Origin of the sequence: Amycolatopsis sp. FBCC-B4732, assembly GCF_023008405.1 — a bacterium.
Classification (GTDB): Bacteria; Actinomycetota; Actinomycetes; order Mycobacteriales; family Pseudonocardiaceae; genus Amycolatopsis; species Amycolatopsis pretoriensis_A.
On record NZ_CP095376.1, the window covers coordinates 10,138,509 to 10,158,772 of the forward strand.

At 71.8% G+C, this 20,264-nt stretch carries 18 protein-coding genes; 10 read left to right on the plus strand and 8 right to left on the minus strand.

All coding sequences use genetic code 11. From position 1 onward, the window contains the following. Window positions 1-5 precede the first annotated feature (5 nt). Window positions 6-1,751, minus strand: coding sequence for a cell wall metabolism sensor histidine kinase WalK (locus tag MUY14_RS46500; RefSeq protein WP_247019487.1), 1,746 nt, complete (start codon window positions 1,749-1,751; stop codon window positions 6-8). Further along, the gene (locus MUY14_RS46505) at window positions 1,741-2,436 is read right to left on the minus strand and encodes a response regulator transcription factor (RefSeq protein ID WP_247019488.1); all 696 of its coding nucleotides are present in this window, start codon (window positions 2,434-2,436) and stop codon (window positions 1,741-1,743) included. The genes MUY14_RS46500 and MUY14_RS46505 overlap by 11 nt, the downstream gene beginning before the upstream one ends. 157 nt (window positions 2,437-2,593) lie before the next feature. Here MUY14_RS46505 and MUY14_RS46510 point away from each other — a divergent pair, with 157 nt between their 5' ends. Next, window positions 2,594-5,716 carry a GH92 family glycosyl hydrolase gene (locus MUY14_RS46510; RefSeq protein ID WP_247019489.1) on the plus strand — a complete coding sequence of 1,041 codons (3,123 nt, stop codon included), beginning with the start codon at window positions 2,594-2,596 and terminating at the stop codon, window positions 5,714-5,716. Here the strand turns inward: MUY14_RS46510 and MUY14_RS46515 are convergent. Continuing rightward, window positions 5,713-6,609 carry an alpha/beta hydrolase gene (locus tag MUY14_RS46515; RefSeq protein ID WP_247019491.1) on the minus strand — a complete coding sequence of 299 codons (897 nt, stop codon included), beginning with the start codon at window positions 6,607-6,609 and terminating at the stop codon, window positions 5,713-5,715. The two genes, MUY14_RS46510 and MUY14_RS46515, sit on opposite strands and share 4 nt — an antisense overlap. Window positions 6,610-6,647: 38 nt before the next feature. Between MUY14_RS46515 and MUY14_RS46520 the strand changes: the two genes are divergently transcribed. Further along, window positions 6,648-7,100 (plus strand): MarR family winged helix-turn-helix transcriptional regulator, encoded by a 453-nt coding sequence (locus MUY14_RS46520; RefSeq protein WP_247019493.1) that lies wholly within the window; start codon window positions 6,648-6,650, stop codon window positions 7,098-7,100. A 1-nt stretch (window position 7,101) separates the two neighbouring features. On the opposite strand, the gene MUY14_RS46525 is transcribed toward MUY14_RS46520, so the two are convergent. Beyond that, the gene (locus tag MUY14_RS46525) at window positions 7,102-7,965 is read right to left on the minus strand and encodes a triacylglycerol lipase (RefSeq protein WP_247019495.1); all 864 of its coding nucleotides are present in this window, start codon (window positions 7,963-7,965) and stop codon (window positions 7,102-7,104) included. A gap of 117 nt (window positions 7,966-8,082) precedes the next feature. Between MUY14_RS46525 and MUY14_RS46530 the strand changes: the two genes are divergently transcribed. The 3 genes from MUY14_RS46530 (at window position 8,083) to MUY14_RS46540 (ending at window position 10,215) form a co-directional block, all read left to right on the plus strand. Further along, entirely contained in the window at window positions 8,083-9,207 is a 1,125-nt protein-coding gene (locus tag MUY14_RS46530; protein ID WP_247019497.1) for a CdaR family transcriptional regulator, read from the plus strand. Window positions 9,208-9,286: 79 nt separating this feature from the next. Continuing rightward, on the plus strand, window positions 9,287-9,775 hold the full coding sequence (locus tag MUY14_RS46535; protein ID WP_247019499.1) for a hypothetical protein: 489 nt from the start codon (window positions 9,287-9,289) through the stop codon (window positions 9,773-9,775). Between the two features lie 8 nt (window positions 9,776-9,783). Further along, window positions 9,784-10,215, plus strand: a complete 432-nt coding sequence (locus MUY14_RS46540; protein WP_247019501.1) for a hypothetical protein — start codon at window positions 9,784-9,786, stop codon at window positions 10,213-10,215. A gap of 21 nt (window positions 10,216-10,236) precedes the next feature. Here the strand turns inward: MUY14_RS46540 and MUY14_RS47180 are convergent, their stop codons facing one another. From MUY14_RS47180 to MUY14_RS46555, 4 genes are all read right to left on the minus strand, one after another. Further along, on the minus strand, window positions 10,237-11,265 hold the full coding sequence (locus MUY14_RS47180) for a DUF885 domain-containing protein (RefSeq protein WP_315863249.1): 1,029 nt from the start codon (window positions 11,263-11,265) through the stop codon (window positions 10,237-10,239). Window positions 11,266-11,602: 337 nt separating this feature from the next. Continuing rightward, window positions 11,603-11,803 carry a hypothetical protein gene (locus tag MUY14_RS47185; protein ID WP_315863250.1) on the minus strand — a complete coding sequence of 67 codons (201 nt, stop codon included), beginning with the start codon at window positions 11,801-11,803 and terminating at the stop codon, window positions 11,603-11,605. A gap of 97 nt (window positions 11,804-11,900) precedes the next feature. Beyond that, entirely contained in the window at window positions 11,901-14,492 is a 2,592-nt protein-coding gene (locus MUY14_RS46550) for an exo 1,3/1,4-beta-D-glucan glucohydrolase (RefSeq protein ID WP_247019503.1), read from the minus strand. 280 nt (window positions 14,493-14,772) lie between these two features. Continuing rightward, window positions 14,773-15,249 (minus strand): Lrp/AsnC family transcriptional regulator, encoded by a 477-nt coding sequence (locus MUY14_RS46555; RefSeq protein WP_315863311.1) that lies wholly within the window; start codon window positions 15,247-15,249, stop codon window positions 14,773-14,775. 125 nt (window positions 15,250-15,374) lie between these two features. Between MUY14_RS46555 and pdhA the strand changes: the two genes are divergently transcribed. From pdhA to MUY14_RS46580, 5 genes are read left to right on the plus strand one after another with little or no spacing between them, the layout of a single operon-like run. Beyond that, on the plus strand, window positions 15,375-16,451 hold the full coding sequence (pdhA, locus tag MUY14_RS46560) for a pyruvate dehydrogenase (acetyl-transferring) E1 component subunit alpha (protein ID WP_247019507.1): 1,077 nt from the start codon (window positions 15,375-15,377) through the stop codon (window positions 16,449-16,451). Continuing rightward, window positions 16,451-17,446: an alpha-ketoacid dehydrogenase subunit beta gene (locus MUY14_RS46565; RefSeq protein ID WP_247019510.1), complete on the plus strand. Its 996-nt coding sequence runs from the start codon at window positions 16,451-16,453 to the stop codon at window positions 17,444-17,446. Before pdhA ends, MUY14_RS46565 begins: the two co-directional genes overlap by 1 nt. Beyond that, complete coding sequence (locus tag MUY14_RS46570; protein ID WP_247019512.1) at window positions 17,439-18,614, plus strand: dihydrolipoamide acetyltransferase family protein; 1,176 nt, start codon at window positions 17,439-17,441, stop codon at window positions 18,612-18,614. The genes MUY14_RS46565 and MUY14_RS46570 overlap by 8 nt, the downstream gene beginning before the upstream one ends. Window positions 18,615-18,667: 53 nt before the next feature. After that, window positions 18,668-19,216 (plus strand): hypothetical protein, encoded by a 549-nt coding sequence (locus MUY14_RS46575; protein WP_247019514.1) that lies wholly within the window; start codon window positions 18,668-18,670, stop codon window positions 19,214-19,216. Next, entirely contained in the window at window positions 19,213-20,199 is a 987-nt protein-coding gene (locus tag MUY14_RS46580; RefSeq protein WP_247019517.1) for a hypothetical protein, read from the plus strand. Before MUY14_RS46575 ends, MUY14_RS46580 begins: the two co-directional genes overlap by 4 nt. Window positions 20,200-20,264 lie beyond the last annotated feature (65 nt).

Genomic DNA, 20,264 nt, shown 5'->3' on the forward strand with positions numbered 1-20,264 from the left:
GAAAGCTACGCCCGGGGGAAGTGGACGGTGAACGTCGATCCGCTGTCCACTTCGGACTCGACGGTCACCGTGCCGCCGTGGGCGTGCACGAGGTGGCGCACGATGGCGAGGCCGAGCCCGCTGCCGCCGGTCTGGCGGCTGCGGGACTTCTCGGCCCGCCAGAACCGGTCGAACACGTGCGGCAGGTCCGCGGCGGCGATCCCGGTGCCGGTGTCCGCCACGGCGAGCACCACTTCGTCCACAGTGGAGGAAACGTGGATCGTCACCCGGCCGCCGGCGGGGGTGTGCCGGATCGCGTTCGTCACCAGGTTGCCGACGACCTGCCGCAGCCGCACCGGATCGGCGGCCAGCGCGGTGTCGCCGGCGGCCTCGACGGTGAGCCCGACACCGGCCGCGGCGGCCCGGTCGGCCTGCGCGACGACGACGTGCCCGGCCAGCTCGGCCGCGTCGAGCGGCTCGGGGTGCAGCCGGAGCTGCCCGGCGTCGGCCGCGGCGAGGTCCTGCAGGTCGTCGACGATGTGCTGCAGCAGCACGGTTTCCTCGAGCAGCGACGCGCTCAGGGCGTGGTCGAAGGGCAGGTGGCCGTCCTCGGCGGCCTCCAGCCGGCCGCGGATGACGTTGAGCGGGTTGCGCAGCTCGTGCGCGATGTCGCTGACCATCGCCTTGCGTAGCTCCTCGATGCGCTCCCGCCGCGCGGTGAGGTCGTTGAACGCGGTCGCGAGGTACCCCACTTCGTCGCGGGACTTGACCGGCGCCGGGCGGTCCTGTTGCGCCGCTTCGGTCAGCGCCCGCAGCGGGCGGGACAGCCGGGTCGCCACCAGCACCGTGAGCGCGACGGCCAGCACCAGCACGCCGCCGGTCACCGCGAGGATCCGGGTCAGGTTCTCCCGGGACAGCGTGAACGTCGGCAGCTGCGACCCGCCCGGGCCGAGCGTGAACAGCAACGCGGGCGGCGCGACGAACGGCGTCAGCTGCTCGCGGCGGGCCGAGTCGAGGCAGCCCTGGGTCGGCCGCTGGTCGGGGACGTCGAGGACCTCCAGGTCGAGGCCCAGTTTCACCGGGTCCGCGCCCTGGCTCCGCAGGCAGCGGTTCACGGTTTCGTCGAGGCTGCGGAGCGCGCTTTCCTCGGTCGGCGTCGGCGCGGCCAGCTCGTACAGGCCGCACTTCGAAGCGAAGTAGCGAGCGGACAGCGGGTCCAGCCCGGTGAGCTGCGCCCGCCCGCTCGGCGACTCCCGCACCTGGCTGGGAAGGCCGACCATGGCGAGGCAGGCGGTGGCCTTCCGGGCCACGGCGGCGAGCTCGTCGCGTTCGGACTGCGGCAGCCGGAACGGGCCGGCCGCCCGCGGGTCGATCCCGCTCGTGCCGGCCTGCGGCAGCAGCACCGGGTCGACGTGCAGCGGGTCGACCGACGCGGTCGCCTTGACCGGCAGCGTGACCGGGGTGCCGCCGGAGTCGCCGAGGACGTGCCGGTCGAGGGTGGTCAGCACGATCCGGCGGCCGGTCTGCTCGGACAGCGCTTTCAGCCGCGGGCCGACCTGGCCCCACGTGTGGTTGGCCGCCGCGTAGCCGAGCAGCTCGGTGTAGATCGTCGCGTCGCCGGAGAGCGCCTGGCCCTGCTCCTGCTGGATCGCGCGCGTGGTGGTCTGCACCGCGAGCCACGCGGTCGCGGCGATCGAGGCGAGCGCGATGAGCAGCGAGACGCCGGTGAGCCGGACGACGAGGCTGCGCCGCCGGGGGAAGCTACGCGTCATGTTCCGCCGTCAGCTTGTAGCCCACGCCGAACACGGTCCGCAGGTAGACCGGCTTCTGCGGGTCGGGCTCGAGCTTCTTGCGCAGGTTGAGCACGTGGACGTCGATGATCCGGGTGCTGACGAACCGGTCGTCGCCGCGGGTCAGCTCCAGCAGCTGGCGGCGGGTGAAGACCCGGCCCGGCTGCCGGATCAGCGTCTCGAGCAGCTGGAACTCGCCCGGGGTGGTCTCCACCGCGCGGCCGCCGACCGACACCTCGTGCCGGACCGGGTCGAGCCGCAGCGCGCCGGCCCGCAACGCCGGGTCCGGTGGTTCCCGCCGGCCGGCGGTCCGCCGCAGCAGCGTGCGGACCCGGGCCATCAGCTCGCGCGGGCTGTACGGCTTGGTCAGGTAGTCGTCCGCGCCGAGGTCGAGGCCGAGCAGCAGGTCGTCCTCGGTGGCGCGGGCGGTGAGCATCAGCACCGCCACGTCGGACTCCTGCCGCAGGATCCGGCAGACGTCGAGGCCGTCGACCTTCGGCATCATCACGTCGAGGACCAGCAGGTCGGGCCGTTCGCGGCGGGCTTCGTCGAGGGCCGCCCGGCCGTCCGGGGCCAGCACGACGGTGTGGCCCTCGCTTTCGAGGTAGAGCCGGAGGACCTCGGCCTGCTTCTCGTCGTCCTCGGCGACCAGTACACGTGCGCACACCGCGTCGAGGTTAGGCGCCCTGACACGGCCACCACCCGATCCTGACCGGATCTTCATACGTTGAGGGCACGAGCCAGGTCTTTGTCAAAGTGTTGACCCGGAGGTGCGGCGCAGGCAAAGGTCGGATGACAAGGCTGTCGGCTCTGGGAGGCACCGGGTGCGGTACAGGTTCATGGCGGCGCTGGTCGCGACGGCGGTGATCGGGGTGCCCGCGGTCGCTGCGGCGACGCCGACAACGTTGTCACCGCTGGTCGGGGACCCGGCGGCCTACGTCGACACCTTGATCGGGACCGGTCGCGGCGGGAGCTCGGTCGGCGAAATCAACAACTTCCCCGGCCCGGCGGCGCCGTTCGGGATGATGCAGTTCTCGCCGGACACCCAGGGCGCGTACGCCGGCTACCAGTACCACTCCGATCAGATCCGAGGTTTCAGCCTCGACCACGCCTCGGTCGGCTGCAACGCGTTCGGGGACGTGCCGATCCTGCCGGTCACCGGCGACGTCGGCAGCGCGCCCTGGGACCGGACCGAGCACTTCGGCCACGACGGTGAGCAGGCCGAGCCGGGCTACTACGCCGTGACGCTGGCCGACTCGAACGTCCGGGCCGAGCTGACCGCCACGACCCGCACCGGGCTCGCGACGTTCACCTACCCGGCCGGCTCGACGCCGCAGGTGCTCGTCAAGGGCGGTGCCAGCCTGGCGGGGAACTCCGCCGCCACCCTGAAGGTCACCGGTGACCGCGAGGTGAGCGGGTCGGCGACCACCGGCAACTTCTGCGGCAAGCCGAACAAGTACACGGTCTTCTACGACATCACGTTCGACCAGCCGTTCACCGCGCACGGCACGTGGGACGGCTCGTCGGTGAAACCGGGCACCGACAGCGTCGACTCGCCGCGGGCGGGCGCTTACCTGACGTTCGGCTCGGGCACGGTGCACGCGAAGGTGGCGATGTCCTATGTGGGCGTCGACGGCGCGAAGGCCAACGCGGCCGCGGAAGTCCCCGGCTGGGACTTCGGCGCGGTCCGGAAGTCCACTCGCGACAAGTGGACCCAGGCGCTGGGGAAGATCCGCGTCGCGGGCCGCGACACCGCGCAGCTCAAGACGTTCTACACCTCGCTGTACCACTCGCTGCTGCACCCCAACACGTTCGACGACGCCGACGGCCGGTACATCGGCTTCGACGACCAGATCCGGACCTTGCCGAAGGGGCGCCACCAGTACGCGAACTTCTCCGACTGGGACACCTACCGCTCGCTCGCGCCCCTGCACGCCATGCTCTTCCCGAAGGAAGCCGGCGACATGGCTCAGTCGCTGACGAACGACGCCGTCCAGGGCGGCTGGTGGCCGCGCTGGCCGATGGCGAACGACTACACCGGGCAGATGACCGGCGACAGCTCGGTCGCGCTGATTTCGAACCTGTACGCGTTCGGCGCGCGGGACTTCGACGTCAAGACGGCGCTGAAGTACCTGGTCAAGGGTGCGACTTCGGTGGACGGAACGCCTGGGGCGTACCAGGAACGGCGGGGCATCGCGGACTACGTGGCCCGCGGGTACCTGCCGAACAACGACGCTTCCCGCGGCGACCACGCCCGCGTCGGCGCGTCGATCACCCTGGAGTGGGCGATCGACGACTTCGCGATCGCGCAGTTCGCGCAGGGCATCGGTGACCGCGACGTCGCGCGCGAGTTCACGAAACGCGGGCAGAACTGGCAGAACCTCTTCAACCCGCTCACCGGCCACCTCCAGCCGCGCGGGCAGGACGGGCGCTTCCCGGACGGTCCGGCGTACGTCCCGCCGCCGCCCGGCAAGTTCGGCCAGGACGGGTTCGACGAGGGCAACGCGGCGCAGTACACGTGGCTGGTGCCGCAGGACCCGGCCGGCCTGGTGACGGCGATGGGCGGCCCGGCCGCGGTGTCGTCCCGGTTGGACACGTTCTTCCAGAAGCTGAACGTCGGCCCCAACGAGCCGTACATGTGGGCGGGCAACGAGCCCGACTTCGGCGTCCCGTGGCTGTACAACCACGTCGGGCAGCCGTGGAAGACTCAGCAGGTGGTCCGCGAGATCGCGACGACGCTGTTCAGCGCGACCCCGGACGGCGAGCCGGGCAACGACGACCTCGGCGCGCAGTCGTCGTGGTACGTCTGGGCCGCGCTCGGCATCTACCCGGCCACGCCGGGGACGCCGGACCTGGTCGTGCACAGCCCGCTGTTCGAGCGGGCGGTGCTGTCGCTGCCGTCCGGGCGGACGCTCGACATCCGGGCGCCGCAGGCGCCGGCGACGTACGTCCATTCGCTTTCCTTGAACGGCCGTGACTGGAACCGGACGTCCTTGCCCGCGAACACCGTGCGGGACGGCGGGCGGCTGGACTTCTCGCTGGTGTCCACTCCGGACAAGCGCTGGGCGTCGAACTCGGTGCCACCGTCCTATCGGGACGGTGAGCGGCCGTACCTGACGTCGGTGACCAACCAGGTCGCCGTCGCGCCGGGGACCAGCGGCGAGTTCACGGTCAGCGGGCAGCGGCTCGCCGGGCGTGAGCGGGCGCTGGACGTGTCCACGCGGGCGCCGGCCGGGCTGTCGGTGACCGGGCCGCGGCAGGTCCGGCTCGACGACCGGACCGGGAGCGGTACGGCGAAGCTGAGCGTGGCGGTGGCCGCCGGGACGGCCGAGGGGTACTACCAGGTGCCGGTGACCGTCGGCGGGAGCAAGACTTCGGTGATCGTGCTGGTCGCGCCTCCGGGCGGCCTGGCGGCCGCGTACGCGAACGTGGGCATCTCCGACGACGGTGACGCCGGTTCGGCGGACATCGACGGCGCCGGCAACAGCCTCTCGCGGCAGGCGCTGGCCGCGGCCGGCCTGGTCGGCGGCAAGCCGGCGTCGGTGTCCGGCACGACGTTCACCTGGCCCGCGGCGCCGGCCGGACGTCCCGACAACGCGGCGGCGGCCGGGCAGGTCGTCCAGGTGTCCGGAACCCGCCTGTCGTTCATCGGCACGGCCTCGAACGGCGACCACCGGGGGTCGGCGACGGTGACGTTCACCGACGGCACGACCGCGACCGCGGACCTGTCCTTCGGCGACTGGGTCTTCCCGGGCGGCGGCACGGACCCGGTGTTCGGCAACACGCTGGTGGCCCGCGCGGACCACCGCAACCAGCCGGGCGGCCAAGGCGGCGGGGCGTCGGTGTACGCGACCGCGCCGTTCGACGCCCCGGCCGGCAAGACGATCGCCTCGGTGACCCTGCCTTCGGACCGCGACCTGCACGTCTTCGCGATCGGCCTCGCCTAGCCCGGGAGGTGCTGGGTCAGGAAGAGGGCGGCGCGGTCGAGGGCCTGATCGGCCTCGTCCAAGACCCCGGCGAAGCACTGGAACACGTGCGGGACGTCGGCGGTGACGTCGAGGACGACGTCCACCCCGGCGGCTCGCGCGCGGGCGGCCAGGCGCGTCGAGTCGTCCAGGAGCAGTTCGTTGGTGCCCACCTGGAGCAGCATCGGCGGGAAGCCGGTCAGGTCGGCCAGCACCGCGGGGCTGATCAGCTCCTGGCGCGGGTCCTGGCCCGCGAAGTACATCGCGCCCGTGCGGTCCAGGCCCTCGCGCGTCAGGATCGGGTCGGCGGCCGCCTTCGTCCGCATGCTTTCGCCGGTCCGGGTGCCGTCGAGCCCGGGGGAGAAGGCCACGATCGCCGCCGGCAGCGGGAGGCCGGCGGCGCGGGCGCGCAGGCAGGTCGTGACCGCGAGGCCACCGCCGGCGGAATCCCCGGCGAACGCGACGGCCGACGGGTCCTCGCCGCTTTCGAGCAGCGCCCGGTAGGCCTCGAGCGAGTCGTCGCTCGCGGCCGGGAACGGGTGCTCCGGCGCCAGCCGGTAGTCCGGCGAGAGCGCCGGGAACCCGGTCCTGGCCACCAGGTTCCCGGTCAGCGAGAGCGCGGTCTCGGGCGAGCCGAACACGAACGAACCGCCGTGGAAGTACAGGATCGTCCCGGGACGCGGCCCGCCGGCCGGCTCGACCCGCAGGGCCCGGCGGCCGCCGAGCGTGGCTTCCGCGGTCCGGATGTCCTTCGGCACGATCATCGTGGCCATCAGCGCCGCGAACCCCGACCGGATCTCCTCGACCGATCGCGGCCCCTCGGGTGCCGGTGCGCGCAGCATCGCGTCGATCTTCGCGCGTTGGTCCTTGCTCATCGTCGTCCTCCGATTTAGATGCCGCTACAGTATATTCCGTGGCATCTAAATCGGGGGACCCCTACGTCTTCTTCTCCGACCTCGTCCGCTGTGAGACGCGCCTCTACAACGCGCTCAACGACCGGCTGCGCGAGCGGCACGGAATCGTCACCTCGCAGTACGAATTCCTGCGCCACCTGCGCGAACACCCCGGCGCCCGGGTAGCCGACCTGGCCGCCGAGTTCGCCATCGGCATCGGCGCGACCAGCAAGGGCATCGACCGCCTGGAACGGCACGGGTGGATCGCCCGGCAGCCGAACCCGGCCGACCGCCGGTCGTCCCTGCTGGTGCTGACCGCCGAAGGCGCGAGCCTGACCGAGGCGGCCGGCCGGACCTTCACCGAGGTGCTGACCGAGCTGGTCGGCGACGCCTTCGACGACACCGCCGTCCAGGCCGTGTCCCGGCTGCGCGCGAGCCTCGAGCGCGACCGGATCGGCTTGCCGACGGGCTGACTCAGCCCGGGGAACCCACCGCGCAGACCTTGATCGGGGTGGCGTGAGCCGGGTCGAGGGCGTTGCGGACCAGGTGCCAGACGTTCAGGTCGTACGCCTCGCCGATGTGGCCGACCGGGTCGAAGGGGCACGAGTCCTGGACGTAGCGGTTGTGGACGCCCGGCTCGCGGATGAACGACGTCTCCGTCGGGGTCACCAGCTCGTCGTAGCGGGAGGTGATCACCGTGTAGTCGATGCCGGGCTGGGCGACCGGGCCGGTGTTGAGGGCGACGATCGCCGCGCCGCCGTCCAGCTCGTCGGCGAAGATCGGCAGGCCGATCGTCTTCACGATCGTGTCCCACGTGCTCTTGCCCAGCAGCGTGTAGGCCAGCGTCAGCAGGCCGGACGCGTTGGCGCCGTGCGTCGGCGGGGCGATCGCGACGACCTTGCCGATCTCGCTCTGGATGCCCTGCATCTTGGCCAGGTAGATCGACTGGAGGCCGCCTTCGGAGTGCCCGACGACGTCGACCTTCGCCGCGCCGGTGGCCGCGCGGACGCGCTCGACGAAGTTCTTGATCTCCAGTGACGACTCCGCGACCGGCTTGAGGCCGCCGACGAAGGGGAACTGGGGGTAGGCGCCGTAGGTCAGGGAGAACGTGCAGTAGCCGCGGGCAGCCAGGTCGGCCTGGAGGAAGTTCAGGTCCTCGTAGTAGGTGGCGAAGGTGCCGTGGAGCAGCACGACCGGGTTCGGGTGGGCGGCGCCCGGACGGCACGCGAAGTCGTTGTTGCCCCCGGCCGCGGCCGCCTGGGCCGGGACCGCCGCGCTCAGCGCCAGTGCGCCCGCCAGGCCGATCGCGGCCAGCCATCGTTTCGTTCCCCGCGCCATTGCGAAGTCCCTTCGTCTGGTTGTCATGCACAGCATGCGCTCCTTGATCAACGCTGTCTGCTGGCAAAACGCGCAGAAACTTGCCCTGGCCGTTTGTGCACGGTGACAATGCCGGGCATGGACGCCGTCGACGCGCTGTTCCCGCGAGCGGGGGAGATCGCGGCCGCGATGATCGCGAAGTGCGCCGCCGAGATCCCCGCGTACCGGCTGCTGCCGGCGAGCGTGCTGGAAGGCGACCTGGTCGCCAACGCGCGGGCGGTGTTCGAGCTGTTCCTGACGACGGTCGCCGAGGATCGCCGGCCGACCGCGCCGGAGCTGGCGCTGCCGATCGCGTGGGGTGCCGAGCGGGCCCGCGACGGCCTGCCGCTGGACGCCGTGCTGAAGATCTACCCGCTGGCCGCGAGCGTCGCCTGGGACCTGGCGGCCGGCGACCGCGCGCTGCTCGGCGCGCGGATGCTGGACTTCCTCGGCGAGGTGATGCCCCGGGTGGCGGAGGCGTACCTGAAGGAGCGCGACGACCTCGACTGGGAGCGGCGCGAGGACCGCCAGAACCTGGCGGCGAGCCTGCTCGCCGGCCGTCCGGTGCGCCGGATCGACCTGGCCGAGAGCTACGACGTCGTCGTCTTCCACCTGCCTTCACTGCCCGCTTCGGCGGGTTCCCGCGCGGCGACGGACCTCTTCCGCGCGGTTCGGTCCGATTTGGACACCCAGCCCGGCGTGCTGGTGACGTTCAAAGGGGACGGTGGCGTGCTCCTGGTCCCCGCCGGGGTCGCGGCCGACGCCGTCGCGGCACGGGTCGACCGCGTCTGCGGGCGCCCGTGCACCGCCGCGGCCGCCCACGCGCGGACGCTCGCGGACATCCCGGCCGCGCACGCCGAAGCCGGCGAAGTCCTCGGGCTGGCGGAGAGCCTGCGCCGGGCGCCCCGGCTGTACCGCTTGGCGGACCTGGCGATCGAGTACCAGCTGGCCCGGCCGAGCCCGGCGCGGGAAGCGCTCGCCGCCGTCCTGCTGCCGCTCGAAGATCACCCGCACCTGATCGACGCCCTGCGTGCGTTCGTGATTTCGGGTTACAACCGCGGTGAGGCGGCGACCGCGTTGAACATCCACCGCAACACGCTCACCTACCGCCTCGGACGCATCCAGCTGATCACCGGCTACGACGCGACGCGGCCCGCGGACGCCCGCCACCTGACCGCCGCGATGACCGCGTACGACATTTCCCGTCAAGAGTTGTCGGGATAACGCTTGCGTCGCGGTTCGCCGGATCCGTTGCGGATCCCGCCGGCCGCCCGATTCCAGGGAGCGGACACGGAAGAAGGTGATGGCCGTGAACGCGACCAGAATCGCCGTGGCCGCCCTGGTGCTGCTGGGTGCGACCGCGTGCGGGATCCCGGTGACCGGCGTGCCCGTGCCGGTCACGGTGGTGCCCCAGGCACCGGTCACCAGCACCGCGACGGTCGCGGTGCCCGCACCGGTGTACGTCCAGCCGCCGGTTTCGTTGCCACCACGGGAAAACCCGGGGGCGGCGGCCACAGTGATCGCGTACTACGACGCGATCAACCGGCGTGACTTCGCCACGGCGTGGTCTCTCGGCGGCAGCCGCATCGCGGGCGGCGGCGGGTACACCAAGTACGCGGGCGGTTTCGCGACGACGGCGTGGGACACGCTGACCGTCACCGACATCCGCGGCAGCACCGTCTACGTCGTCCTGTCGGCGGCCCAGACCGACGGCACGACCCGCACTTTCTCCGGCACATACACCGTTTCCGGCGGCGTCATCGTCGGGAGTCACATGACCAGGACGGGATGAGAACCGCCATGCGTACACTTCGGACAGTCGCGGCGCTTTCCGCCGTGCTCGCGTTGGCGTCGTGCGGGTTGCCGCGCACGATCGCCGGAAGCGCCTCCCAGGCACCGGTTTCGACGGCGACGGTCACCGCGCCGAGCACGCCGACGGTGACCGCGCCGGTGCCGCAGACCGTCTACGTGCCCCCGCCGCAGACGGTGACCGCGGCCCCGGTGGGCGTCGCCGCGACGAGCCAGTGGTACGCCCAGCCGGGCTGGATCAACGCCCAGTCGTGGATCGCGATCACGCCGTCGGCCGGGCAGACCCCGTGCCAGTGGCTGCGCGCGAGGGGGTACAGCTACGCACAGGCCTACGCGGCGTGGGCGCAGAACGGCTACCCGGCGAGCTGGTCGGCGACGAACGACGGCTACCCGTGCCAGAAGTCCTACGGCATGCAGCACTGAGCGACCCAGGCACAGACCACTTCACCCAGGACTTTCAGCGGCAGGGGACCGCTGCCCAGCACGACGCCGTGGAAGTCCTTGAGGGAACGCGGCACCGAGGGCCCGTGACGCGAACCGGCGCAGGCGTTCGATCTCCAGCCGCCCGGTCGTGTAGGCCAGTGCCTGGCCCGGGCACTCGATGTACCGGTCTCTTTCGGACTGCACCTCGGCTTCGCTCAGCACGGTGTGCGCGCGGAGGAACTCGACGCACTGCTCGCGGGTCCAGCGCCGGGAGTGCAGGCCCGTGTCGGCCACCAGCCGGGCGGCGCGGACCGAGTCTTCGGCCACCATGCCGAGCCGCATGAGGTCACCGGAGAACAAGCCCATCTCGTCGGCGAGGCGTTCGCTGTAGAGCGCCCAGCCTTCGTGGAAGGCGGTGATCAGCGCGACCCGGCGCAGCCGCGGCAGCCCGGTGAGCTCCTGCGCCAGCGATTCCGCGAAGTGGTGGCCCGGCACGGCTTCGTGGAACGCCACGGTCTCGGCGATGAACCGGTCCCGTTCGCGCACCTCGTGGGTGTTGGTGTAGTAGACGCCCGGACGGGAACCGTCGTCGGCGGGCGGCAGGTAGTACGCCGCGGCCGCGACCGGCGCGTCCGCGGCCGGCACCGGCCGGACCACGCAGCCGGCCGACGGCACCCGCGGGAACCACGCCGGTGCGGCGGCGGCCGCCCGCGCGACAGCGGCGCGGGCGGCTTCGAGCATTTCGTCGGCGTCGCGCCAGCGGAGGGTTTCGTCGGTCCGCAGCCGGCGGCGCACCGCGGCCGGGTCGGTCAGCCCGAACACGCGGCGGCCGAGTTCGGCGTACTCGGTCTCGAGCCCGGCGAGGAGGTCCAGGCCGAGCCGGTGCAGTTCTCCGGGCGAGTGGTCGGTGGTCGTGTGCGTGCGCGCCAGGGCGGCGTAGTGCGCGTCGCCGTCGTCCAGCCCGCAGATCCCGGGGCGGCCGTGCCCGGCCAGTTCGGTCGCGACGAACTCGCGGTACCGGGCGAGCGCGGGCCGGACCGCCCCGGCCACCAGCCGGTCTCGGCGATCAGCCCGGTCAGCGGGTGCGGGAACGGTTTCTCTTGCTCGAGGAAACGGTCGAGGAAGCCGACCGCGCGGTGCGCCATGCGGTCCACGGGCGACCGCCCGGCGCCCAGCCCGGTGCGCTGGCGTTCGGCGAGGGCTTCGTAGCACGCCGGGAACGCGGCCAGCCGGGCGAGGAAGTCGTCTTCGGCTTGTTCGAGCTGCGGCAGGAAGGAAAGCGGCGTCATGCCGGTCGCGAACATCGGGTCGGCGAGGGTGAACTCCACGACGTTCGCGCCGAGCTGCGCGAGCAAGCCCTCCGCCTGCTGGACGACGACGCCGAGCGTCACGCGGTCCGGATCGGCCGACGCCCGAGCTCGGGCGAGGATCCGGCGGCCTTGGCGCGTAGCCGTTCGTGGCCGGCCTCGCTCGGATCGGGCAGTTCGGTGTCGTGCCCGGGAACGCCGGTGAAGGTCGCTTCGAACGGCGTCCAGGTGCCCAGCGCGTCCAGGAGTTCGTCGGCGAGCGCGGCGGCTTCGGTCGGCATCACCCCAACCTGTCGGCGTCGCTCAGCACCCGTCCAGCGGGTTTCGCCGGGAAAAAGACCGGGCCGGGAGCTTCGCGCTCCCGGCCCGGTCCGGTACCTAGGTCAAACTCGAACAAGGTCTCGCATCAGGATCTTTCGCCCCGTTCGGCACCCACCGCACGTTCGCGAACGACGCCTGGAACGCGGCGTCGGTGTACACCAGGAACGGCGTGTTGATGTGCTCGAAGTCCAGCCCGTTGTTGAAGCAGGACACCGGGATCTTCACCGTCGTCTTCGCGCCGCCGGCCAGGTCGGTGAACAGCTTGGTCGCGTTCACCTCGGAGAAGCACGGGTAGACGCAGTGCATGCTGATCACCGTCCGGTTGACCGGTGCCTGCTGCACGATCGTGTCGAACTCCAGCGCCGCGTCGGCGTTGAGGTAGCCGCGCAGGTCGTTCGTGCCCGCTGTGTTCTGCATGTACAGCTGGGCCGCGCCGGTGCCCGTCCAGGTCGCCTTGAGGCCGTCGGCCTGCACGTTGACGTCCGTCGGGACGACGTTGATCTCGCTGTGCGCCGCGGTCGCGTCCGGGCCGATAACCGTGCCGCCCCAGTTCTCCGCCGAGCCGATCTGGCTCGTGTACGGCGGCACGTCGGTGCGGTCGAAGATCGACAGGTCCTCGGTCGCCGTCCCGCCGCCGCCGGTGGAGCCGCACGTCGCCGGGCCCGGGGTCTCGTCCAGCTGGCCGATCGTCGTGCGCTGACCGCTCTTCAGGCCGTAGCCCAGCTTGAACAGCGGGTCGTAGTCCGGGGACCACGGGTTGAGCGGCGACTGGCACGCGCTCTTCGGCCACGAGTAGCTCAGCGTGCCCTGGTAGCCGGTGCCGTCCTTGCCCTTGACCAGCATGTCGGCGACGCCGCCGCCCTCGGTGCCGGGCAGCCAGGCCGCCACGAACGCGTCGGAGCGGTTGATCTCCTTGTTCATGTACAGCGGGCGCCCGCCGACGTAGACGGTGACGACCGGGGTGCCCTTGCCGCTGACCTTGTCCAGCACGGCCAGGTCCTCGGGGTAGAGCTTCGACGCCTCGAGGGTCTTGCGGGTCAGGTCGCCCACGCCCTCGGCGTATGGCGTCTCACCGATGACCGCGATGACCGCGTCGTACCCCTTCGGGTCCACGCTGCCGGTGGCGTCGAACGTGACGTTCGCGTCGCCGAGGTCCTGCTTGATCCCGGTCAGGATCGAGGTGGCGTTCGGGAAGTCGGCGTTGGTGTTGCCGGTGCCCTGCCAGCTCAACGTCCAGCCGCCGGTCTGGTTCTGGATGTTGTCGGCGCTCTTGCCGACCACCAGCACCTTCGAGGACGGCTTCAGCGGCAGCACGTTGCCGTTGTTCTTCAGCAGCGTCTGCGACGCGCGGGCCGCGTCACGGGCCAGCCAGTTGTCCTTCAGCGCCTCGTCGGAGTTCGCGTAGGAGCGGTCGGACGGCTTCTGCGACTCGAAGAGCCCGTCGCGGAGCTTGACGCGCAGGATGCGGGTCACGGCGTCGTCGATGCGCGCCATCGGGATCTGGCCGCTCTGCACCTGGGCGATCGTGTTGGTGATGAACGCCTTCCAGTCGGCGGGCACCATCACGATGTCGATGCCGGCGTTGATCGCCTGCGGGCACGAGGAGTTCGTGCAGCCGGTGACCTGGCCGATGCCGTTCCAGTCGGACACGACCAGGCCGTCGAAGCCCATCTTGCCCTTGAGGATCTGGTTCAGCGCCTTGTCGCTGCCGTGCAGCTTGCCCTCGTTGATGCCGAGGTCGGCGTTGGTCCAGCTGTTGAACGACACCATCACGGTCTGGCTGCCGGCGGCGAGCGCGCCGTAGTAGCCCTGGCCGTGGATGTTGATCATGTCGGCTTCGGAGGAGGGGTTGACGCCCTGGTCCTGGCCCTTGAGCGTGCCGCCGTCACCGATGAAGTGCTTCGCGGTGGCGATCACGCCGTTGTAGCCGATGCGCTTGGTGGCGCCGTCCTGGAGGCCGTCGATGGCCTCGAAGCCGTAGGAGCGCGTGATCCGCGGGTCCTCGGAGAAGCCTTCGTAGGTGCGGCCCCAGCGGTCGTCCTGGACGACGGCGAGGGTGGGCGAGAAGGCCCAGTCCTGGCCGGTGGCGCGGATCTGCCGCGCGGTGGCGCCGGCGACGTCGCGGACGAGGCACGGGTCGTGCGCCGCGCCGAGGCCGATGTTGTGCGGGAAGACGGTGGCGCCGTAGACGTTGTTGTTGCCGTGCACGGCGTCGATGCCCCAGATGACGGGGATCTTGGTGCGGCTGGTCTTGGAGGCGTTCCAGTAGGCGTCGGCGAGGTTCAGCCAGTCCTGCTGGGTGGCGTGCTTGTTGCCGCCGGGCCACGCGCCGCCGCCGTTGAGGACGGAGCCGATGGCGTACTGCTTGACCTCGTCGGGGGTGATCGAGGTGATCTCGGGCTGCGTCATCTGCCCGACCTTCTCCTCGAGGGTCATCCCGGAGAGGATCTGGGCGATGCGCGCCTCGTCGTCGGCCTTGCCCTTGAACCGGCTGTCGACCTTGGGCCAGTCCGCGAGGGTGGGGAGGCTCTTCTCGATCTTGGCGCAGCCGTTCTTGTCCTTGACGGGCTGGCCGATCACGGGCTGGGCGGGTGCGTCTGCTTGGGCCGGCGTCGCCGAGGCGATCCCGCCCAGCAGACTCAGGCTCATCAGCGTGACGAGCGAACTTCGGCGCGCACGGGACCACGCGCGGGATCTTCTGGCCATGGTCTGGTCCATTCTGCGATGAACGGCGGACCGGCCGATCCTCACTGGGTGAGGGGAGCGGCGTCAATAGGTTTCGGGGTAGTTATTTCTCGACATAAAATAAGAGTCGCCCGGCGACGAGGTCACGTGGTGTCCTGCCTAATCGGTGGGGTGCTGAAAGACAAGGGTGCTTGCGGGCAGCGGTTTTGCCCGCGTGTCGGAGAGTGCGCTTGGGCCGTTCGGCTCAGCTCAGCACCGACCCGGGAAGTTCCTCGAAGATCAGCCACGTCCGCGTCGAGCGCACCCCCTCCAGCGCCTGCAGCCGCTCCAGCACCACGTCCCGCAGCGTCTGGTTGTCCGGTGTCCGCACCAGCAACAGGATGTCGAAGTCCCCGCCCACCAGCGCCACGTGGTCCACGTACGGGATCTCGTGCAGATCCGTCGCCATCGTCCGCCACGACGTCTGCTCGACCGTCACCATGATGTACGCCGACGTCCCCAGCCCCGCCCGGCGCGGGTCGATCCGGGCGCCGAAGCCCGTGATCACCCCCTCCGCCATCAGTCTTTCCAACCGTGCGTAAGCGTTCGTGCGCGAAATGTGCAGCTTCTCCGCCAGCGCCCGCACCGCCAGCCGGCCGTCGGCCGACAGCTCCGCCAGCATCGCGCGGTCGACGTCGTCCAGCGCCGGGGCCGTTCGTCCCGGAAGGCCGCCGTGAGCCAGGCCACCGGTGGACGTTTGGTCGCCGGAAGACCCTGCTGAAGACTGTTTGTCGCTCATTTTGCCGAACCCTTGAACACAACACCGCCGAGAACCACCATTTCAGCATCATATGTCTGCGAGAGGTGGTGTCCGTGAAGACCTTGTTGCCGTCCGCGACCCCGGTGCGGTTCCTGGCCGAGGACGGGAGCCGCGTCGAGCTGCACGAGGGGTACGCCGAGCCCGCCGAAGACCGGCTGAAAGCGGCCTACCGGCTGATGGTCCTGGGGCGCCGGTTCGACGTCCAGGCCACCGCGCTCACCAAGCAGGGCCGGCTCGCCGTCTACCCCTCCAGCGCCGGCCAGGAAGCCTGCCAGGTCGCCGCCGCGCTCACGCTGAGCGAGCAGGACTGGCTCTTCCCCACCTACCGGGACTCGGTCGCCCTCATCGCGCGCGGCCTCCAGCCCGGCGAAGTCCTGACGCTGCTTCGCGGCGACGCGCACTGCGGCTACGACCCGGCCGAGACGCGCGTAGCGCCGCAGTGCACTCCGCTCGCCACGCAGACCCTGCACGCCGCCGGGCTCGCGCACGCGATGCAGCGCCGCGGCGAGGACGCCGTCGCGCTCGCGCTCATCGGGGACGGCGCCACCAGTGAGGGAGATTTCCACGAGGCGCTCAACTTCGCCGCCGTCTTCAAGGCGCCCGCGGTGTTCTTCGTGCAGAACAACCGCTACGCCATCTCCGTCCCCTTCGAGAAGCAGAGCGCCGCGGAAGCGTTGGCGTACAAGGGCATCGGCTACGGCATGCGCGCGGAGCAGGTCGACGGCAACGACGCCGTCGCGGTCCTCGCCGTCCTCGACGACGCCGTGAGGCACGCCCGCGAAGGCAAGGGCCCGGTGCTCGTCGAGGCGCACACCTACCGCATCGACGCCCACACCAACGCCGACGACGCCACCCGCTACCGCGAAGCCGGCGAAGTCGAGAAGTGGCGCGAAGCGGACCCGCTGCGGCGGCTCGAGACGTACCTCAAGGGCCGGAACGCCTTGAGCGAGAACGAAATCGAGCTCTGCCACGCCGAAGCCGAAGAGTTCGCCCAGACCGTCCGCGACACCCTGAACGCCGAGCCCGAGCTCGACCCGCTGTCGCTGTTCGACCACGTCTACGCCGAACCGACCCGCCAGCTGGCGGCCCAGCGGGCGGCGCTCGAAGCCGAGCTGGAGGCCTGATGACGACGACGATGGCGCAGGCGCTCAACGCCGCCCTGCGGGACGCGCTCAAGGACGACGACCGGGTGCTCGTGTTCGGCGAGGACGTCGGCGCGCTCGGCGGGGTCTTCCGGGTCACCGACGGGATCACCGCCGACTTCGGCGAGAGCCGCTGCTTCGACACGCCGCTCGCCGAGTCCGGGATCGTCGGGTTCGCCGTCGGGATGGCCATGGGCGGGTTCCGCCCGGTCGTCGAGATGCAGTTCGACGCCTTCGCCTACCCCGCCTTCGAGCAGATCACGTCGCACGTGGCGAAGCTGCGCAACCGCACCCGCGGCGCGCTCTCGCTGCCGATGGTCATCCGGATCCCCTACGCCGGCGGCATCGGCGGCGTCGAGCACCACTGCGACTCCAGCGAGGCCTACTACACGCACACGCCGGGCCTGCGCGTCGTCACGCCGGGCACCGCGCAGGACGCCTACGACCTGCTCCGCGACGCCATCGAGTCGCCGGACCCGGTCGTGTTCCTCGAACCCAAGGCGCGCTACTGGTCCGGCGAAGAGGTTTCGTTCGCCCGGAAGAGCCCGCCCATGGACAAGGCCGTGGTGCGCCGCCACGGCAAGGACGTCACGCTCATCGCGTACGGCCCGATGGTCGCCACCGCGCTGGAAACCGCGGAGGCCGCGAAGGACGAGGGCTGGGACGTCGAGGTCGTCGACCTGCGCTCGCTCTCGCCGTTCGACGACGAGACCGTGACGGCGTCGGTGCGCCGCACCGGCCGCGCGGTGGTCGTGCACGAGGCCGCGGGCTTCGGCGGCTACGGCGCCGAGGTCGTCGCGCGCGTCACCGAACAGTGCTTCCACCAGCTGCACGCGCCCGTCCTGCGGGTGACCGGGCTCGACATCCCCTACCCGGCGCCGAAGCTGGAGCGGCACACGCTGCCCGACGTCGACCGGATCCTCGACACCGTCGCGCGCCTGCAGTGGAACGACACCCCGGTGGTGGCCGGTGCCTGACTTCCTGCTGCCGGACCTCGGCGAAGGCCTGACCGAGGCGGCCATCCTCACCTGGCACGTCAACGTGGGCGACACGGTGAAGGTCGACCAGATCGTCGTCGAGGTCGAGACGGCGAAGGCCGCGGTCGAGGTGCCGGTGCCGTTCGCCGGCGTGGTGTCCGCGCTGCACGGCACGCCGGGGCAGCTGCTGCCGGTCGGCGCGCCGCTGCTGAGCGTCGGCGGGTTCGCCGAGCCCGGCGTCACGACCTCCGCCGGCAGCGGCAACGTCCTCATCGGCTACGGCACCGCGCCGTCGACGCGGCGCAAGCGCGTGCGGCGTCCCGAAGCACCCGCCCCGAAGGCCAAGGCGCCCGGCGTCATCTCGCCGTTCGTCCGGAAGCTGGCCGCCGACAACGGGCTCGACCTCGCGAAGGTCACCGCCTCCGGCGCGGACGGCATCATCCGCCGCGCGGACGTCGAGGCGGCGCTGAAGAAGCCCGTCGCGAAGGGGAAGCGGATCCCGCTGACCGGCGTGCGCAAGGCCGTCGCCGACAAGCTGACGACGTCCCGGCGCGAGATCCCGGAGGCCACGGTCTGGGTCGACGTCGACGCGACCGGGCTGGTCGCCGCGCGGGCGGCCCTCAACGCCGGGACGGACCGGCCGGTGAGCCTGCTCGGGCTGATCGCGCGGTTCGCCGTCGCCGGGCTGCGCAAGTACCCGGAGCTGAACTCGCGCGTCGAGGGCGACGAGATCGTCGTGCTGGACGAGATCCACCTCGGGTTCGCCGCGCAGACCGACCGCGGGCTCGTCGTGCCGGTGGTGCGCGACGCCGGCGCGCTGTCCACCCGCGACCTTTCGGCGGCGATCGGCGACCGCGCCCGCACCGCGCGGGACGGGAAGCTGGCCCCCGCGGACCTGACCGGCGGCACCTTCACCGTCAACAACTACGGCGTCTTCGGCGTCGACGGCTCGGCCGCGATCATCAACCACCCCGAGGCCGCGATCCTCGGCATCGGCCGGATCATCGACCGGCCGTGGGTGGTCGACGGCGCGCTGGCGGTGCGGAAGGTCTGCGAGCTGACGCTGGCCTTCGACCACCGCGTGTGCGACGGCGGCACGGCGGGCGGGTTCCTGCGGTTCGTCGCCGACTGCGTGGAGTCACCCGTCACCGCCCTCGGTGATTTGTAGACGCACCGGCGGCGTTGGCCGGTGGTGACGGATCTGGCACTTATGGTGTCCGCGTGACGACTCCAGCCCAGCACGACCGCGACCTGGCGGAAGGCCGGGTGACCCGGCTCAAGCAGGACCTGCGCGACGGGCTGGCGACCCCGCCCGGCGACGTCGAAGCGATGGACGGGCTCGTCGCGAGCGCCCACCGGCTGCTCGACGCCGAGGTCGCGTTCGACGAGGCCGAGCACCGGCTCGCCAACGCCGAACTCGAGGCCCGGCACGCGGCGACGCAACGCGCGGTCGTGTGGTTCGCCGCCGCGCCGGTGCTGGTGCCGCTGGTCGCCGGGGCGCTCGTGCTGTTCGAGGTGCTCTCGCCGGGGTGGCTGCTCGCGCTGGTCCCGCTGTTCGCCGCGGGCCTGTGGATCGGCTTCGCGCCGGTCCGCCGCGTCGGCGACGTCATCCGCGAGCGGACGCGGGCGGCGTGGGCGGGCAGCGTGACGGCCGGGCTGCTGGCGGGCGCGCTGATCCCGTGGCCGCCGTCGGTGGTCTGCACGATCCTGGCGGCGCTGGGGGTCGCGGCCACGGCCGGGCTGCTATGGCGGGAAAGCCGGATCCCGTGAGCCACGGCTACGCGACCTACGGCGACGACCCCGAGTTCGAGCAGGAGTACGCCGAGCCCGTCGACACGACGCGGCGCGACCTCGACGAGCTGTTCGCGGCGGTCGACGGGCTGCGCGCGGCCGTCGAGGAGACCGACGACCGGGTGCGCCAGGACGTCGCCGACCTGACCGAGAAGCTCGACCGCGGCGACACCCACCGCCAGCAGGACCGGATCGACCTGCTCGGCCGCCGGCTGGAACGGCTGCAGCAGCAGGTGCACGCGCTGGAGCGCGCGGTCCGCGTGTCCGACGGCGTCCCGCAGGCCGACCTCGACGACGTCGGCGCGGAGACGCGCGCGCTCGCGGCCGAGGCGGCGCGGTGGGACGACCTGCACAAGGAGCTCGTCACGAAGGAGCAGCGCGCGCGGTACTCCGACGAGATAGCGCGGCTGCCTTCGGTGCAGGCAGCCTTGTCCCGGTGCGATGCCGACCTGCTGGACGTCATCGGCGTCCTGGCGGCCACCGACCGCGGCACCCGCGGCCGCGGCGACGCGGAGTCCCGGCTGCGCGCGCTGACGACCCGGCGCCGCACGCTGCTGGACGAGGAGATCCCGGCGGCGGAGGCCGCGGCGGACCAGGCCCGGCTGGCCCTGCGCGAGGCGGACGCGGTCGACGCGCGGGTGCTGCCGCAGCTGGAGCGCGCCGAACGCGCGTGGCACGACCTGCAGGTCCGCCTGCGCACCCGCATCACCGACGCGCTGGGCTCGAACGCGCTGCTGCCGACGTGGTTCGGCCACGCGCTGGGGGTGGCTCCGCCGACGGGAACTTCCGGCGACACGTGGATCCGCACGGCGGCTTCGGTGCTGGCGTACCGGGTGACGTTCAAGATCAAGGACCAGGCGCTGCCGCTGGGCCCGCCGGCGGGGGAGGGCGTGGATACGACGGAGCGGCGGTGGACCTGGCGCGCCCGCCTGGAGTCCGATCTGGACGCCCTCGCGCTCTAGCCCCGTTCGTCCGTTCGGCTGGTTCTGCTCCGGTGCGGAACACCGGGGCGGGCACCGGCGACTAC